The 14,870-nt window shown below is 49.5% G+C and carries 15 protein-coding genes and 1 pseudogene; 10 read left to right on the forward strand and 6 right to left on the reverse strand.

The features are described from left to right. Positions 1 to 89 precede the first annotated feature (89 nt). Positions 90 to 548: a hypothetical protein gene (locus XMG48_RS02170; RefSeq protein ID WP_173480416.1), complete on the forward strand. Its 459-nt coding sequence runs from the start codon at positions 90 to 92 to the stop codon at positions 546 to 548. Positions 549 to 1,959: 1,411 nt separating this feature from the next. Here the strand turns inward: XMG48_RS02170 and XMG48_RS02175 are convergent. Together XMG48_RS02175 and XMG48_RS11940 are read right to left on the reverse strand one after the other, a co-directional pair. Beyond that, entirely contained in the window at positions 1,960 to 2,313 is a 354-nt protein-coding gene (locus XMG48_RS02175) for a hypothetical protein (protein ID WP_173480417.1), read from the reverse strand. 344 nt (positions 2,314 to 2,657) lie between these two features. Beyond that, positions 2,658 to 2,760: pseudogene (locus tag XMG48_RS11940) on the reverse strand (prepilin-type N-terminal cleavage/methylation domain-containing protein); the annotation flags it as partial. A 273-nt stretch (positions 2,761 to 3,033) separates the two neighbouring features. Here XMG48_RS11940 and pilB point away from each other — a divergent pair. The 6 genes from pilB (at position 3,034) to yacG (ending at position 9,122) form a co-directional block, all read left to right on the forward strand. After that, a complete protein-coding gene (gene pilB / locus XMG48_RS02185; RefSeq protein ID WP_173480418.1) occupies positions 3,034 to 4,749 on the forward strand; it encodes a type IV-A pilus assembly ATPase PilB in 1,716 nt (571 codons plus the stop codon). Between the two features lie 36 nt (positions 4,750 to 4,785). Beyond that, the gene (locus XMG48_RS02190) at positions 4,786 to 6,033 is read left to right on the forward strand and encodes a type II secretion system F family protein (RefSeq protein WP_173480419.1); all 1,248 of its coding nucleotides are present in this window, start codon (positions 4,786 to 4,788) and stop codon (positions 6,031 to 6,033) included. Positions 6,034 to 6,662: 629 nt separating this feature from the next. Continuing rightward, positions 6,663 to 7,877, forward strand: coding sequence for a bifunctional glutamate N-acetyltransferase/amino-acid acetyltransferase ArgJ (gene argJ / locus XMG48_RS02195; RefSeq protein ID WP_173480420.1), 1,215 nt, complete (start codon positions 6,663 to 6,665; stop codon positions 7,875 to 7,877). A gap of 21 nt (positions 7,878 to 7,898) precedes the next feature. After that, positions 7,899 to 8,297 carry an 8-oxo-dGTP diphosphatase MutT gene (gene mutT / locus XMG48_RS02200; protein WP_173480421.1) on the forward strand — a complete coding sequence of 133 codons (399 nt, stop codon included), beginning with the start codon at positions 7,899 to 7,901 and terminating at the stop codon, positions 8,295 to 8,297. Further along, a complete protein-coding gene (coaE, locus tag XMG48_RS02205) occupies positions 8,297 to 8,899 on the forward strand; it encodes a dephospho-CoA kinase (RefSeq protein ID WP_173480422.1) in 603 nt (200 codons plus the stop codon). The genes mutT and coaE overlap by 1 nt, the downstream gene beginning before the upstream one ends. Before the next feature lie 16 nt (positions 8,900 to 8,915). Then, positions 8,916 to 9,122 (forward strand): DNA gyrase inhibitor YacG, encoded by a 207-nt coding sequence (yacG, locus tag XMG48_RS02210; RefSeq protein WP_173480423.1) that lies wholly within the window; start codon positions 8,916 to 8,918, stop codon positions 9,120 to 9,122. Between the two features lie 136 nt (positions 9,123 to 9,258). Here the strand turns inward: yacG and XMG48_RS02215 are convergent, their stop codons facing one another. Then, positions 9,259 to 9,465, reverse strand: coding sequence for a hypothetical protein (locus XMG48_RS02215; protein WP_173480424.1), 207 nt, complete (start codon positions 9,463 to 9,465; stop codon positions 9,259 to 9,261). A 205-nt stretch (positions 9,466 to 9,670) separates the two neighbouring features. Continuing rightward, positions 9,671 to 10,510 carry a carboxylating nicotinate-nucleotide diphosphorylase gene (gene nadC / locus XMG48_RS02220; RefSeq protein WP_173480425.1) on the reverse strand — a complete coding sequence of 280 codons (840 nt, stop codon included), beginning with the start codon at positions 10,508 to 10,510 and terminating at the stop codon, positions 9,671 to 9,673. Between the two features lie 101 nt (positions 10,511 to 10,611). On the opposite strand from nadC, the gene ampD reads away from it, so the two are divergent. Further along, a complete protein-coding gene (gene ampD, locus XMG48_RS02225) occupies positions 10,612 to 11,166 on the forward strand; it encodes a 1,6-anhydro-N-acetylmuramyl-L-alanine amidase AmpD (protein WP_173480751.1) in 555 nt (184 codons plus the stop codon). On the opposite strand, the gene XMG48_RS02230 is transcribed toward ampD, so the two are convergent. Then, on the reverse strand, positions 11,159 to 11,875 hold the full coding sequence (locus tag XMG48_RS02230; RefSeq protein ID WP_173480426.1) for a 16S rRNA (uracil(1498)-N(3))-methyltransferase: 717 nt from the start codon (positions 11,873 to 11,875) through the stop codon (positions 11,159 to 11,161). The genes ampD and XMG48_RS02230 overlap by 8 nt on opposite strands. Before the next feature lie 75 nt (positions 11,876 to 11,950). On the opposite strand from XMG48_RS02230, the gene XMG48_RS02235 reads away from it, so the two are divergent. Both XMG48_RS02235 and phbB read left to right on the forward strand, forming a co-directional pair. Beyond that, complete coding sequence (locus XMG48_RS02235) at positions 11,951 to 13,285, forward strand: MATE family efflux transporter (protein ID WP_254443538.1); 1,335 nt, start codon at positions 11,951 to 11,953, stop codon at positions 13,283 to 13,285. Positions 13,286 to 13,540: 255 nt separating this feature from the next. Next, positions 13,541 to 14,290 carry an acetoacetyl-CoA reductase gene (phbB, locus tag XMG48_RS02240; RefSeq protein ID WP_173480427.1) on the forward strand — a complete coding sequence of 250 codons (750 nt, stop codon included), beginning with the start codon at positions 13,541 to 13,543 and terminating at the stop codon, positions 14,288 to 14,290. A gap of 97 nt (positions 14,291 to 14,387) precedes the next feature. Here the strand turns inward: phbB and XMG48_RS02245 are convergent, their stop codons facing one another. Continuing rightward, on the reverse strand, positions 14,388 to 14,807 hold the full coding sequence (locus tag XMG48_RS02245; protein WP_173480428.1) for a YchJ family protein: 420 nt from the start codon (positions 14,805 to 14,807) through the stop codon (positions 14,388 to 14,390). Positions 14,808 to 14,870 lie beyond the last annotated feature (63 nt).

Genomic DNA, 14,870 nt, shown 5'->3' on the forward strand with positions numbered 1-14,870 from the left:
TTATATCGTTCGATGCAGCCAAGAACTGTGAATTGTACCGCCAATACAATGGGTTCAATCACAAATGTAAATTGTCGATGAGGCCAAAAATGAAACTTAGAATTTTGTTATTGGCTCTAACATTTCTAACATCTTTGTCAGCCTGGGCTGGCAAATGGGAATTCTTAGAGCAAGAGGGGAATCAAATATTGATGTATACAGATGGTCTTGGTGACAGCGTTTCATTGATATGTGCCAGTAACGCAATTCCATTTGTAACTATAACCTCTGTCGATACAGAGTTTCCCGAGGAAGGGGTCACTGTATCATGGAAAACAAATATGGTTATAGGGGAGCCTTCTGTATGGTCATACCTACCAAATGACAGTATTGCCTCAATAATTGTAGCAAACCCTAATCTTTCCAGAACCATCATCCAAGTCTCAGGAAGAAGCCCTGATGTCGCATTTGCTTATTCTGGAAAGCGCTTTATTGTAAGTACAGATGGGTTAAAAGAAATTTATCCATCCTTTAAAAAAGGTTGCGGATATAGTTGGAATACACACTAAATAATGCGCTAGGGTTAATGTAAATTCCTCTGCGTGAATGTCCCCAATGTTTGGTTGCGGAGCTTGCATTTGTACGATCAAATAGCATCAGCCATCCAAGGTTGTCAGGTTGTCAGGTTGATAATTGATTAATTCAAGCATCAATAATCGAATTGAGAGTTGTTAATAAAACCTAATATAAACAATGCCTTACAATAAAGGTTGTTGAAACAAATTCACTGGACGCATCCTTCGTTTACTCTTACCGTGAGCGAAAAGGAGGATCGCATGCAAACCCCAAATAACTCAAACCGCTCTCTCGCAGCAAGGCTATTAATTTGTACAGATCGGATCACTGGCGAAGCATCATCAGATGTGGATCTTGTGTCGACCATAGAAAGGTGCCTTGATTTAGGGATTTCTACCAAACTTGTCACTGACCTTCTCAAGTTGCAAGACGATACAGAGCTGGTAAGGCTAACTAAGCTATACACTCACTAGCTCACTTAGCATGGATCATGCCCGCCGAGCGGGCATCGCATTACGTTTATAAAATTGTACTGCGTGTATTTGCATGTACAACCCCCCCTCCCACACAATGGAAAACTCGTTACAGCGAAGCTGGAACATCCCAAAAATCAGTAATTTATAAATGTATCAACGTTGACATATTTATAAAATCCATGATAGATTAAGGTTGTTGTGTTGAGTTCATCATTATATTAGGGGTTTAGAGTAATCAAAAAGCGGACGGACAGTTAGTATCGGTAAATAAAATTACCCTACATAAGGGATCAAGTCCTGCTGGGCCCACCACTCTCTTTAGCTCCCGTTGGAGCGGTCTTGAAAAGGCCGCGACTTTCTCTTGTTGGAGCGATCTCGAAGAGGTCGCGATCATTTTATCTCTAGATCAAGAGCTGTCTATCCGACTCGCGTCGGCTAGCCTTCTTCTTTGTGTGAGCAAAGAAGAAGCAAGAAAACACACCCCGCTCCTTCGGCCTTCGGCACACTGCGCGCGATACTCTTTTTCTAACATCGAAAGGCACATTTCAGAGCCTGCTCCGTGCAGGCGCTGAAACTCTCGCCCATCCGGGGCTCGATCCTTTCAACGTCTTAACGAAAAAGAGCACCGTGCTCGTTCTCAGTCGGACGGGGAACGGGGTGCCAGATTCGAATCTCGTGCCAATCGTCCACGTCCGATCGAGTTCGGCATTTTGATTTTGAAGTTGGAGCGGTCTTGCAAAGGCCGCGATAGATTGGTGTTTAATTGAAGAGTGGTTTCAGACCAAAGGTCAGACACCGGAGTGCTAAACTAGATACGCCGCTGCGGGTCTGACCTCTGGTCTGACCCAACTTTCTCAGCGTTTTCCAGATTGTCTTAAAGTCTACGAGCGGATGACAGGCTGAAGGCCTGTCACCGATGATGCTTCATCTATCGGCTACAAACCGCCCCACCAATCTGTACCCACTCATCATCATTTTGAATTTGCAGTACATCAAATACCTGCACTTCGGCCGGTTTAATGTCGTAGCGGGTCAGTAGTTGGCAGACGCGTTCGGCATCGCTATTGCGATTTTGGCCATTGGGTAGAACACCCACCCCTAAAATATGCCCCTTATCCCACCAAACAGGGCGAGCGGGGAAGGTGGGGTCTTTGGCGAGCTCCGCCTCAACTTGTGCACGAGTCTGAAGTGATACTTCCGGTTTGCCACTCTCAATGTAGTAGGTAACGGCGGCGGCTAAAATAATCAGAATGAGCAGGGTAAGACGCTTATAGCTTTTCAAGGGGAGACCTCATTAATCAATTGAGGCGCAGTGTAGTATGAGGGGCGGGGAAGAACAACTCGACCAAAGAAAAAGGCCGCTGATGCGGCCTTTGAAAAAATACTTTTAATCTACGCTACACTGGCCACCAGAAGCGATGTAACAAGTTACCGTATCTGTTGTATTTGCAACTGAAACAGTCTTAGAAGAAGTGCCTGACCAAGTATCACCTTCCCATGCACAAGCAGATGGTGAAGAAGGAGTAGCAATTGATGCAGCCGTACCATCCTGCGCTTGAGCTATAAGGAGGCGATTAGATTCACCTTTAGCCTCTGCTAGACAAGAATTATTTCTCGAGTCTGTGACATATTCATCATAAGCCGGCAAGGCGATCGCAGCCAAAATACCGATGATCGCGACTACGATCATCAATTCGATTAGGGTGAAGCCCTTTTGTGTTTTCTTCATCATAAGAAACTCTCCAGTGAGTTAACTATTAATTAAATTAAGCGGTACATCCATTTTCCCACTTGAACCCTCCCTGAGGGCTTCTCAATCCGTTGTATTAAACATAGACCAGATTTGGGAAGTTCCAAGTAAAAATTAAAAAAAATTGTAAATAATTGTGAAAAAGACTGATTTGACTCACTTTTTTTCGTTTAAAGATGCAGGAATTCGAATTCTTTGCCATAGTTAAGAGAGTTAATAGAGAATTTTTGACACATAATTTAGGAATCATCTGTGCAGGCATCGAGTAACTTAAGCGGTTTGGCGAAGCGGTTGGTCAGTGACGGAGTGTTTTCTGCCGATACGGCGCAACAGGCTCTGCTTAAAGCGCGTGCTGAGCAGCGCTCGTTTATCTCCTATTTGATTGCCAATCGTATTATCAGTGCCCGTCGTGCCGCCAGTGCCGCTTCTGAAGAATTTGGTCTGCCGGTGTTGGATCTGGATGCGATCCCGTTGGATGTGATTCCTAAAGATGTAGTCGACTCTAAGGTGATTGTTCGCCACCACGCACTGCCTCTGATGAAGCGTAATTCGCGTCTCTATGTGGCGATCTCGGATCCGACCAATATCAAAGCCCTCGACGAAATGCGCTTTACCAGCGGTCTTCCGACCGAAGCGATTTTGGTAGAAGAGGATAAGCTGACGCGCAAGATCGAGATGGTACTCGATTCCGAGGACAGTTCCGCCTCCCTTGGCGACCTGGGCGATAGTGACCTAGATAACCTCGAAGTGAGCGATACTGAGCTGCCGAAAGAGGAGAGTAGTGCCGAAGATGCCGCATCCGATGCGCCAATTGTTCGTTTTATCAACAAGATTCTACTGGATGCCATTAATGGTGGTGCGTCCGATATTCACTTCGAGCCTTACGAGAAGAGCTACCGTGTCCGCTCGCGTATCGATGGTATCTTGCAAGAGGTTAGCTCACCCCCTAGAAACCTGGCAGCGCGCCTCTCTGCGCGTCTTAAGGTGATGTCCAATATGGATATTGCCGAGCGTCGTGTGCCGCAGGATGGCCGCATTAAGTTAAAGATCTCGGCCAAGCGCTCGATCGACTTCCGTGTCAACAGCTTGCCGACCCTATGGGGCGAGAAGATCGTCCTGCGTATTTTGGATCCCTCCAGTGCCAAGATGGGTGTGGATGCCTTGGGTTTTGAGCCAGAGCAGCGGGAACTCTACCTGGATACTCTGGCTCGTCCTCAAGGGATGGTGTTAGTGACCGGTCCCACCGGCTCGGGTAAAACGGTGACGCTCTATACCGGTTTGAACATCCTCAATGAAGAGGAGCGAAACATCTCCACCGCGGAGGATCCGGTCGAGATTAACATGGATGGAATCAACCAGGTCCATGTGAATCCAAAAGTGGGTTTAACCTTTGCCGAAGCGCTGCGCGCCTTCCTGCGTCAGGACCCGGATGTTGTCATGGTCGGTGAGATTCGAGACTTGGAGACGGCCGAGATCGCGATTAAAGCGGCTCAAACGGGTCATATGGTGTTATCAACCCTGCACACCAACTCGGCGCCTGAGACATTGACGCGTCTACGTAACATGGGGGTGGCGTCGTTCAATATTGCCACCTCAGCTACTTTGATCATAGCGCAACGCCTGGCACGTCGACTCTGCACCGGCTGTAAAAAACAGACCGATATTCCACATGAGACTCTGTTAGATCAGGGCTTTGAAGAGTCTCAACTTGCTGATCTGCACCTGTTTGAACATAACCCAGAGGGTTGTCCACGCTGTAACCGTGGCTACCGGGGGCGTGTCGGTATCTACGAGATGCTTGAAGTGACGCCGGCGGTGGCTGAGTGCATTATGGAGAATGGCTCGTCGCTCGACATCCTTGAGGTGGCGAAACGTGAAGGCTTTGCTACGCTTAGGACAGCAGGACTTAAAAAGGTTGCTGAGGGACTGACCAGTCTCGAAGAGATGAACCGCGTCATTAAGAACTGATCATTGACGCTTAATTGATTGATAGAAGTACTCTGAATGGCGAAGACCTTAGCGCGAAAAAAATACAAAGAGCCAAAAATTCTGACCTTTGCTTGGACCGGTAAAGATAAAGCCGGTAACAAGAGTAAGGGTACGGTTGATGCGTTGACGCTCTCTGAAGCGAAGATTCAGTTGCGTAAGCAGGGGATCAACTACGATAAGGTCAAAAAACAGAGCGTTTCGATCTTCTCGAACAAAGATAAACCGATTAAACCGATCGATATCGCCTTTTTCACACGTCAAATGGCCACCATGATGCGTTCGGGCGTTCCACTATTGCAGGGCTTAGATATCGTCGGTCAGGGTGCTGAGAAGGCGAAACTGAAAAAACTGATTTACGACATTCGTGCGGATGTGAATGGTGGCTCGGATCTATCAACTGCGTTGTCACGATTTCCACAATATTTTGATGATCTCTACGTCTCGTTGGTCGCTGCCGGTGAGCAGTCTGGTTCCCTAGAGGCGATGCTGGATCGCTTGGCACTCTACAAAGAGAAGAGTGAAGCGCTTAAAGCCAAGATCAAAAAAGCACTGACCTACCCAACCGCGGTTATTGTGGTCGGTATTCTAGTCACCGCGATTCTGTTGGTTAAAGTGGTGCCAGTGTTTGAGGATGTATTCGGCAGCTTCGGCGCCGATCTGCCCGCCTTTACTAAGTTCGTTGTTAATCTCTCTGAGATCGCGCAAAGCTATTGGCTCTATGTACTGGGCCTGCTGTTTGTTGGTGGCTACTTCTTCCGGCGCGGCATGATCCATTCGAAAAAGTTCAGAGACTCAGTTGAACGAGCCAGTCTTAAAATCCCAGTGATTGGTGGAATCCTATATAACGCAGCGGTTGCCCGATTTGCTCGGACACTGGCGACGACCTTCTCGGCGGGTGTCCCTTTGGTGCAAGCTCTAGAGTCCTGTGCAGGTGCGGCCGGTAACGTGGTGTTCCACGATGCCATCATGCAGATCCGCAACGGTATAGCGGCCGGACAATCCTTGAAAAATGCGATCAATATGACCGGTGTATTCCCCGTGATGACCGTTCAGATGGTCGCCATCGGTGAAGAGGCCGGTTCACTCGACTCCATGCTCGATAAAGTCGCCGAGTTTTTCGAGGCTTCCGTCGATAATGCCGTCGATAACCTATCCAGCCTGTTAGAACCGTTGATCATGGTGGTGTTAGGTACCTTGGTTGGTGGTTTGGTTGTTGCCATGTACCTACCGATCTTCCAGCTTGGGCAGGTTGTTGGGGGATAATCTCTGGGGCCGGTGACTGGCCTTCAGCCTGTCATCTGCTGGTAGATTTTAACCGGCAATCTGGAAAACGTTGAAAGAGTGGATGTCAGGCTAAAGCCAGTCACTGATGCTTTTAGATAATTCTAATGAATACCAATCGCGGCCTTTTCAAGACCGCTCCAACAAAGTGCCTGATTCGAATCTCGTGCCAGTCGTCCCCGTCCGACTGAGAACGAGCACGGTGCTCTTTTTCGTTAAGACGTTGAAAGGATCGAGCCCCGGATGGGCGAGAGTTTCAGCGCCTGCACGGAGCAGGCTTAGAAACACGACGTTTTGTATGCAGATGATGCAGGTGCAAATCATCTGTCTGAAATGTGCCTTTCGATGTTAAAAAAAGAGTATCGCGCGCAGTGTGCCGAAGGCCGAAGGAGCGGGGTGTGTTTGATCCACAAGATGTGGTGAATGCCGAAAGTGCAGGAGCACACTTTCGGCCCTGCTTCTTCTTTGCTCACACAAAGAAGAAGGCTAGCCGACGCCAGTCGGATAGATTGCCCTTGATCTTCCCAAAACAACAACACAAAAATAGTTAGCTGGCACAGATCAAACCCATTAAAATAATGGCCTATTATTTTAACTCCGAGGTACTCTCCATGGCTGTCGGTCCTGACACTCTTCCTACGCTTCACCCTGTTGCAGGTTTCAAAATTGGTATTGCCAGTGCGGGCATTAAGAAGCCTGGGCGTCGCGATATTGTGGTGATGGAGTTTCCAGAGAGTGCATCAGTGGCCGGTGTTTTTACTAAGAACGCTTTCTGTGCGGCCCCTGTTCATTTAGCGAAAGCCAATATGGCGACGGGTCAGGTGCGTTACTTGGTCACTAACACGGGTAATGCGAATGCCGGTACTGGTGAGCAGGGGATGATGGATGCTAAAGCGGTCTGTGCAGAGCTTGCACAGCGCGCGGGTGTTGCTGACTCTCAGGTAATGCCTTACTCAACCGGCGTCATTGGTGAGCCTCTGCCAGTCGATAAGATCGTTGGTGCGTTAGATGCTGCATTGGCTGATCTTAAAGAGGACAACTGGTTGGATGCCGCTTGGGGCATTATGACGACCGATACTCGTGCTAAAGCGGCGTCTGAGCAGATCGAAGTGGATGGTAAAACCATTACGATTACCGGCATCTCCAAAGGTGCAGGGATGATCATGCCAAACATGGCGACAATGCTCGGCTATGTGGCGACTGATGCCGAGATTGATCAGGTCTTGTTGCAGTCGTGGATGAGTGCTGCGACGGAACGATCCTTTAACCGCATCACTGTCGATGGCGACACCTCGACAAATGATAGCTGTACTCTGGTTGCGACGGGTGCTTCTGGGGTTCGAATAGAGGCGGACAGCGCTGCAGCAACGGCCTTTGTTGAAGCCTTTAACCGTATTATGTTGCAACTCGCTCAGTTGATTGTGCGTGATGGCGAGGGCGCAACGAAGTTTGTTGAGATCCGTGTCGACTCGGCTGAAACGTCAAAAGAGGCGTTGGATGTTGCTTACACCATTGCTCATTCGCCACTGGTGAAAACCGCTCTATTCGCCAGTGACCCTAACTGGGGCCGTATCTTGGCCTGTGTGGGTCGTGCCGGCATTGAAAACCTTGATCTGGACGCGCTGCAAATCTACTTAGGCGATGTCTGCATTGTCGAGAAAGGTGGTCGAGCGGCTAGTTACACCGAAGAGCAGGGACAGGCGGTGATGAATGAGGAGGATATTCTGATTCACGTGGTGCTCAACCGAGGTAGTGCGAGCGAGACGGTTTGGACGACTGACCTATCGAAAGAGTATGTGTCGATCAATGCCGACTACCGTTCATAAGAGACTGTTTAAAGATTCGCTATGAAACAGATACTGGTTGCTGCCGCTGCAATACTGAATCCACAAGGCCAACTGCTGATTGCCAAGCGCCCCGATGATAAACACCAGGGCGGGCTTTGGGAGTTTCCGGGCGGTAAGGTAGAGGCCGAAGAGTCGGTTGAGACAGCACTTAAGCGTGAACTGCTAGAAGAGATCGGTATTGAGATTGTGAAGTGTGAGCCTCTGGTCCGCATTGAGCACGACTACATCGATAAATCGGTGGTCTTAGATGTCTGGGTGGTCAGCTCATTCAGTGGCGAGGCTTCCGGTTTAGAAGGCCAACCCATTGAGTGGATCAACCCTGTTGAGATGGACTCCTACCAATTTCCAGAAGCAAATCTGCCGATTATCGCCGCACTGAAAACGAGATTGGGCCTCTAATGCCTCCGTTTATTGTAGGGTTAACAGGTGGTATCGCCAGCGGTAAAACGGCCGCCGCTGATCGTTTAGAGTCCCTAGGTGCAACACTGGTGGATACCGATCTTATTTCACGCGAAGTGGTGGAGCCTGGTCAGCCGGCACTGACTCAGATTGAACAGCACTTTGGGCCTGAAGTGATTCAAGACGATGGCCATTTGAATCGTGGGGCGCTGCGTGAGAGGGTTTTTCAAGATCCCAGCGAGCGTCAGTGGTTAGAGGCCTTGCTGCACCCGCTGATTCGTCAAACGACCCTCGAACGAGCTTTAAACGCAGATACCCCTATTGCGGTGGTGGTTGTGCCGTTGCTGTTTGAGAGCGGGCAATACCAAGAGATCGATGCGTCGCTAGTGATCGATGTGCCGGTCGAGGTACAACGACAGCGAACCTTGAGTCGTGACGGTGTAAGTGAAGCGCAGGTCGATTCGATTCTTGCCGCCCAGATGGATCGTCAGTCACGAATTGATCGGGCCGATTATGTGATCAGCAATACCGGCACCCTGGATGAGCTTTATTCTCAGGTGGATGCGCTCTATCATCAGCTGACCACTCAACAAACGACATAATCCGACAGGAGCCCTTGTGAAAGTTAAATGCCCCACCTGCGAAAAAAAGGTCGAGTACTCCACCGAAAACAAGTACCGCCCATTCTGTTCAGAGCGCTGTAAGTTGATTGACCTAGGCGAGTGGGCAAGCGAGGGATACAAGGTCGCGACTCAGCCGGATATTGAGGATTTCAGTTCGGGTATGAGTCCTGAAGAGTTTGAACATACACCGACTCGGCATTGAGTTTGTTGGCAAACTCATTTAAAGCCAGAACTTTCTAATCGCCTAAAGGCGATCAACCTTACTTTTTGGTCAGCAAAAAGTAAGCAAAAACTGACCACGCTCACTCGGCCTGCGGCACGCTCCGTTCAATGATTTTTCACTGAAGTCCAATAGGACACTGCAAACCGTTAATTGCTCCTGCATTAACGGAATACATGCCTTCCATGGCAATAAGTCGGCTCCTGCCTCCGTTGCAGACTTCGGCCATCCGAGCCTCAGCCGATTGAACTCTTAACCGTGAAAAACCATCGTACTCACTCTCGATCGGACGTGGACGAATCGGCACGAGATTTGTATCTGTCACTTTGTTGGAGCGGTCTTGAAAAGGCCGCGATTGGTATGCAATAAAATTTTTTAAAAAACACCAGTGACTGGCTTCAGCCTGTCATCTGCTTTATCGGTTTTTTTCAGATAGGTAATAAATTCTAACGGCGGATGACAGGCTGAAGCCAGTCACCGGCACTATCGCGACCTCTGCGAGATCGCTCCTACGATATTACTTATCTGAACTAGACCAACCGCATTGATAGATCAATCGCGCGGCAGTGCTTGGTGAGCGCGCCAATCGAAATGTAGTCGACTCCGGTTTCGGCGTAACTCACCAGGGTGTCGTCGGTGATGTTGCCGGACGCTTCCAGTTTGGCTCTGCCATCAACCAAGGCAACCGCTTCGCGCATCTGATCGGGAGTGAAGTTATCGAGCATGATGATGTCTGCACCCGCTTCTAGGGCTTGGTTTAACTCGTCAAAGCTTTCGACTTCGACTTCCACCGGTTTGCCTGGGTGGTTGGACTTGGCTTGTGAGATGGCGGATTCAATGCCGCCGGCCGCTAGAATGTGATTCTCTTTGATTAGAAACGCATCAAACAGACCGATGCGGTGGTTGTAGCAACCGCCGCAGGTGACGGCGTACTTCTGTGCCAAACGCAGCCCCGGAAGTGTCTTGCGCGTATCTAAGAGTTTAACTGGGGTGTTGGCGACCTTGTCAGAGTACTGTTTGGCGAGGGTGGCAGTGCCTGATAACGTTTGAAGGAAGTTCAGTGCTGCGCGCTCTCCGGTCAATAGGCTTCTGGCCGAACCTTTTAGAGTGAAGAGCAGTGTGTTCGGTGCGACGGAGTCCCCATCTGCCACTTTCCAATCTACCTCTACGGTCGGATCGACCTGCTTAAAGACCTCATTGACCCAAGCACTGCCGGCAATCACCGCTTGATCGCGTGAGATGATCTCGGCTTTGGCCTGCTGGCTCTCTGGGATCAGCTCCGCCGTGATGTCACCTGTACTGACGTCCTCTTCAATTGCAAGACGGACATTCGCTTCAATGGTGGGCTTTAGGGTTTCTAGCGTTAGCATCGACAGGGACTCTTCGGGTAATATGATTTGAGCAGGTATTGTACGTGATCTTACCTGCATCGCCACTGTTAGCGGGGTTCAATTTGTCAGTTAGTTTCAGTATCGATCAGCCTTCAGGCCGGCTCATAGGCGCCGACTGGATCGCCTCGCCCAATTGTAATGAGCGACCTAGTGATGAGATCTCACTGTTGGTGATTCACAACATCAGCTTGCCGCCAGGACAGTTTAATACTCAGGCGGTAGAGCGCTTCTTTTGTAATGAGTTGGACTGCAGCGAGCACCCCTACTACCAACAGATAGAGGGGTTAGAGGTCTCTGCCCATCTGCTTATAGAGCGGACGGGGCGTGTGGTTCAGTTTGTACCATTTAACAAGCGTGCATGGCATGCCGGGCAGTCCAGTTTTGATGGACGCGAACAGTGTAATGATTTCTCGATTGGCATTGAATTGGAAGGGAGCGATGATCAACCCTTTACCGATCAGCAGTACGACCAATTGGTTCAGATCACTGAGCAACTGCTGACCCACTACCCGCTGATTACCCCACACCGAATCACCGGTCATAGTGATATTGCACCGGGACGTAAAACCGATCCGGGACCCTGTTTCGATTGGGGTCGTTATTTAAACGCCCTTGGATCACTGTCAGCTAACTAATGGGAAAAAGTCGCGACAGTAACACGGGTACAGCGGTCTCGACCCGTAAAATCCGCTCCCCAAGGTGAATGGCCTCTAGCCCCTGTTGCTGCATCAGATCGACTTCGTAAGGGATAAATCCGCCTTCAGGACCGACTGCTATCAATGTCTCTTCATCTGATGGTTCAGGGCAGAGTGAAGCGTTGTAGGGATGGGCGATCAGTGCGCGTTTCCCATTAACCAGCGCTGGCAGTTCATCCTCAACAAAGGGTTTAAATCGTTTACGGATATGCACTTTGGGCAGTTGTGTGTCGCCAGCTTGCTCTAGACCCAGAATCAGATGTTCGCGGATCGAGTCTTCTGACAGGACAGGCGTTGACCAGTAGCTCTTATCGACGCGATAGGCGTTGATCAGGTAGATCTCTTTTACCCCCATGGCGGCTAGGGTTTGAAAGGTCCGTTTCAACATTTTTGGACGGGGTAGGGCCAGTAGTAGAGTCGCTGGCAGTGGTTTGGGGGGCTCTTTTTGAAGGTCAACCTTAAGGGATACCGACTCAGAATCGATCTGATCCACTCTGGCTGAGCCAATCAGTCCATTCAGTTCGCCCGCTCTTAGGGTGTCGCCGACCTCTAGTTTTTGTACTTCAAGCATGTGGCGGTGACGACGGTCACTGATGCGCACCTCAGTTGAGGAGGTGAAATCCTCTTTTTCTAGAATCAGTAAATTCACATTAAGCCCTGACAAATTTTGTAATAGTGTACTGCAAAGCTGGGTGTGCGTGGGAACCTAGGTTATAGTGCCCGCATGTCTAAAGCTGCAGATCTGACTAATGACCCGATAAGACCGACACTGGTGCGCATGACTGTGCCGATGATGTTCGGCATGATCAGTCTGATGCTGTTTAACTTGGCAGACGCTTGGTTTGTCGGTCGCTTAGGCACTTGGCCGCTGGCGGCACTATCCTTTACCTTTCCGATTAGCTTCTCGCTGACCAGTCTGGCCATCGGTCTTGGTGTGGGGACTTCTGCAACTCTAGCTCGCCTGATCGGTCGCGGTGAGAAACAGCGAGTGGCACGTTTAGCGACTGATAACCTACTGATGGCAGTTTTGATTACTGCTGTGGTGGGCTTTATCGGGCAGTTTCTTTTGATCCCCATCGTAGAGTTGATGGGGGCTGCTGAGTATCTGATCCCTTATATAGACGTATACATGTCGGTCTGGTTCTTTGCGGCCATCTTTATGGTTCTGAACATGGTCTGTAACAGCACCTTCCGCTCGATGGGTGATACTCGCACCTCAGCCGCGCTGATGTTGGGCTCTTCAATTCTCAACTTTATTCTCGATCCCATCCTGATTTTTGGTTGGGGCGTGATCCCTGCGATGGGCATACAGGGCGCTGCCATTGCCAGCTTAATCGCTTGGGCGATTACCTCTGTGTTAGCGATTTGGGTGCTGTTCGTTCGTAAAAAGATGATCCTGCTGGGAGTACTAGACCCCAGTGTGTTGTTTAAAAATTGGCGTTCAGTCCTAAAGATCAGTCTGCCCGCGGCTCTGTCAAATATGATGACGCCGCTGGCTAACGGGATTTTGACAGCGATTGTTGCGCAGCATGGTGCAGCTGCGGTTGCAGCGTTTGGGGTAGGCAGTCGTATCGAATCTCTGGCCCTACTGGTCTGTTTGGCCTTGTCGATGACGCTGCCACCTTTCATAAGTCAGAACTTAGGTGCGAAACAGATCGCGCGTGTTAAGTCTGCCTACAGTGATGCGGTGTTCTTTGCATTGAGTTGGCAGTTGTTGATCTACCTGCTGTTAGCCCTTGGTGCAGGGCTTTTAGTGCCACTGTTTACTAACGACTCTGAGGTTGGTCGCTGGTTGGTTCTCTGGATGTTGATTGTACCGCTGGGCTTTGGATTTCAGGCGACTACTTTCCTCAGCTCGTCCAGCTTTAATGCTCTGCATCTACCTTATCATGCGATGCGTGTCAGCATCGTTCGACTCTTTCTCTTCTACATTCCACTCGGCTGGCTAGGTAGCACCCTGTTCGACCTTAAAGGGCTCTTTATCGGCCTAGTGGTAGCGAATGCGCTGACGGCGCTGTTCGCTTGGTTCTGGATGATCCGGACCCTAAAAAGGGTCTAATCAGACGTCATACCACTGTCATCTCTCTGGTTTAAATTGATCCACTACTTTGGTTCATTGTCTGACATTAAAACTTGTCAGGTTCTAAAAAGTAGAGTAATTACTTATCTAACGTAGGGTTTTTAAAGCCTCCATGGTCTATGTTTTTCCATTTCTTGTTTGCAGAGAGTGGAACGCAGAACGCAAAAAGAGAGGCCAATTCCCTGCATATCAATCGCCTCATTGAGAGTCGATCACAACACAAGGGTGAATAATATGAGTCAAAAAGTCGCACTTGTTACTGGTGGTACCGGTGGCTTGGGTGTCAGCATCTGTCGCAAATTGGCTGATGCTGGTTTTAAAGTCGTTGCTGGCTACAACTCAGGTGGTAATCACGAGAAAGCCAAAGCTTGGCAAGAGGAGCAACGCAAAGATGGCTACGAGATCGAAGTCGCTTACGGTGATGTCACTAATGCTGAGTCTTGTGCTGAGTGTATTGCGACGGTTGAAAGGCTAACTGGTGGTTCAGTTGATGTCCTAGTCAACAATGCGGGTATTACTCGCGATGGTCAGTTCAAGAAGATGAGCTGGGAACAGTGGGACGAAGTACTTAGCGCCAACCTCGACAGTATGTTCCACATGACACGCCTAGTGATTAACCCAATGCTTGAGAAAGGCTTTGGTCGTATCATCAATATCTCCTCTGTGAATGCGCAGAAAGGTCAGTTCGGTCAGGCAAACTACTCTGCAGCTAAAGCGGGTATCCACGGCTTTACCAAGGCGCTGGCGCAAGAGGTGGCTGCTAAAGGGATTACCGTCAATACGGTGTCACCTGGTTATATCCTAACTCCAATGGTGGCTAAGATTGATCAGGCAATTCAGGATAAAATTACCTCAACGATTCCGGTTAAACGTTTCGGTACACCGGATGAGATCGGTCGCACGGTAGCCTTTATTGCGGACGAAGAGTCGGGTTACATGACCGGTGCGGACTTCTCAGTGAACGGTGGTCTTCACATGTTCTAATCCCTCTCTAATAGAGTTAGGGATTAATCGATGTCAGACGCAATTATTTCAAAAGGCGATTTAAAGGCCTAGTCATTGCGTCTGACATCACTTTCACTCAATTGACTTCAACGTCGCCATCCACATAGATCCATTTGTCAGCCTCACGGCGAAAATTGGATCGTTCGTGCAGCACCCCCGTTCTTCCATCGGCCGCTTTAAAGTGAGCATTGAACTCGACCTGTCCTTTTTGGTGCAGAGGTCCACCCTCATGCGTATCCAGTATCTCCAGTTTCACCCACTCGGTTGAGCGAAGCTCTTGTGCCAGCATGTTCGCTTCACCTGGTGAGCGTCGCTCTGGCGCTAAAGTATCGATCAAATAGTCCACAGCACCGACAGAGAAAGCGGTGTAGCGTGAGCGCATCAGCTTTTCAGCAGTGGGTGCGACTGCGATGCCGGCTAGATAGGGTTGGCAGCACTCTGAAAAGGGGGCGCCACTGCCGCAGGGGCAGTTTGATTCAGTAGGATTGTTTAGCATTTTTAGAACTCTCTTAGCCAGAATGGAAAGGGCCTGTTACTCTTAACGCTATTATCAGCAATT

Origin of the sequence: Marinobacterium sp. xm-g-48, assembly GCF_013282925.1 — a bacterium.
In the GTDB taxonomy this organism is placed as follows: Bacteria; Pseudomonadota; Gammaproteobacteria; order Pseudomonadales; family Balneatricaceae; genus Marinobacterium_E.